The following is a 1,525-nucleotide window of genomic DNA, read 5'->3' as shown; positions in this document are numbered from 1 at the left end:
GGGCCTCCACCCCGGAGGAAGCCCAGAAGGCCGAAGACCAATCGCGCCCGGCGCCCGAGCCCGTGGAGCCGGAAGCATGAGCGCCCGGATGCCCATGTCCTCGCGCCGAACCGACCGGCGCCCTCTGGTTCACCTCGCGCTGGAAGGTCTGTGCTGGCTGGCGGTGGCGTTGCTGATCGCCGCCGCGCTGCTGGATCTGCCGACAACGCTCGCGCGCCGGGCGCTCCAGCCCGACGCCACCGTCGGGGGTCAGCCATGACCGGGCGCCTCCTCGATACCCACGCGATCACTACCTTCCTGGCGCGCGTCGCGCCGCTGAGCGGCGACGCCCTGCACGAGGCGTTCGTCTGCGCCGCTCTCGAAGGGGGCGGCAGCTTTCGCGTCCCCGCCGAGCGCCGCGCCGTTCTCAGCCTCTACCGGATCACCGCCAGCGGCCCGACGGAGGCCGCCGCGATTACCAACTGGATCGCCCGTGCCCGCGAGGCCGTGGCCGACACCGTCGCCGAGGCGGACACCCTGCCCGCCTGCCCCTGATCTCCCTTAGGAAAGGACCTGCCATGTTGCACCAGATGCCCCGCGCCGCCGCACCTGCCCCGGAGATATCCGAAGGCCCGAGCGCCACCGTCGCCCTCGCCGAGCTTCAGCTGGCCGCCAACCGCCTCGGGCGCGTTGTCGAACGCTTGAACACCATCCCGGCCCTGGGCTGTGTCCGCATCCGGTTCAACGGTGACCAGCTCACGCTGGAGGCCACCGACCTCAAGATGACCCTGATGCTGAATCTGGAGGCGCAGACGACCGGTAAGGCGGATCTGGTGGTGTCGCATCGGGCGCTGGCCGGTTTCCTGCGGGCCGCCCGGGGCCCGGTCACGATCACCCATATGCGTGGCGAGGACCATGACCGCGTCCGCCTCTCCGACGGCGAGATCCAGGTGACCCTGCAGCTCAGCATACCCCCGGAGGACTTTCCCCAGCCCTTCAAGGAGCCGGACCCCGGCGCGATGCGCGGCGGGGGCACGTTCACCCTGTCCGGTGCCCAGGCGCTGCGGCTGTTTGATCTGGGTCGGTCCTGCGTCAGCCGCGAGGAGACCCGTTATTATCTCAATGGCACCTTCCTGACGACAAAACCGGAAGTCGGGACGCTGCGCGCGGTCACCACCGATGGCCACCGCATGGCGATCATTGATTGCGACGCCCCGGCCCGCTTCATCGAGGGGCCGCGGATCAACGGCAGCAAGGCGACCGACCGGCCCGACGGCCTCATCGTCCCGGTTCGGGCCGTCGATCTGCTGATCGCGATCGCGCGGAAAGCAGGGAATGCCCCGCTGACCTTCGCTGCTGATGCGCGCCACCTGCTGGTAACGGCCCCCGGGCTTCGCCTGGTGATCCAGGGCATCGACGGCACCTATCCCGATTACACCCGGGTCACGCCGCCGGCCTCCGACGCCTTCACCGCGCATCTGTCGACCAGCGCCCTGAGCCGGCTCCGCACCATCGCCAGTGCGACCTGCTACGGCCGCAGCCTGCC

General features: G+C 70.2%; 3 protein-coding genes. All 3 read left to right on the top strand.

Going from position 1 to position 1,525, the window contains the following annotated elements; genetic code table 11:
• Window positions 1-76 precede the first annotated feature (76 nt).
• Window positions 77-259, top strand: coding sequence for a hypothetical protein (locus CVM50_RS21190; RefSeq protein ID WP_143515662.1), 183 nt, complete (start codon window positions 77-79; stop codon window positions 257-259).
• Window positions 256-534: a hypothetical protein gene (locus CVM50_RS00015; protein WP_085890082.1), complete on the top strand. Its 279-nt coding sequence runs from the start codon at window positions 256-258 to the stop codon at window positions 532-534. Before CVM50_RS21190 ends, CVM50_RS00015 begins: the two co-directional genes overlap by 4 nt.
• 35 nt (window positions 535-569) lie before the next feature.
• Window positions 570-1,525: DNA polymerase III subunit beta family protein (locus tag CVM50_RS00010; protein WP_198431824.1), on the top strand; the 956-nt coding region annotated here is incomplete at its 3' end.

The organism is Pseudooceanicola marinus, from assembly GCF_002786295.1.
Classification (GTDB): domain Bacteria; phylum Pseudomonadota; class Alphaproteobacteria; order Rhodobacterales; family Rhodobacteraceae; genus Pseudooceanicola; species Pseudooceanicola marinus.
This window is presented reverse-complemented; position numbering and strand designations above follow the sequence as displayed.

Coding starts and splice junctions, on each gene's coding strand:
- CVM50_RS21190 (WP_143515662.1), top strand. CDS start 77: ATGAGCGCCCGGATGCCCATGTCCTCGCGCCGAACCGACCGGCGCCCT.
- CVM50_RS00015 (WP_085890082.1), top strand. CDS start 256: ATGACCGGGCGCCTCCTCGATACCCACGCGATCACTACCTTCCTGGCG.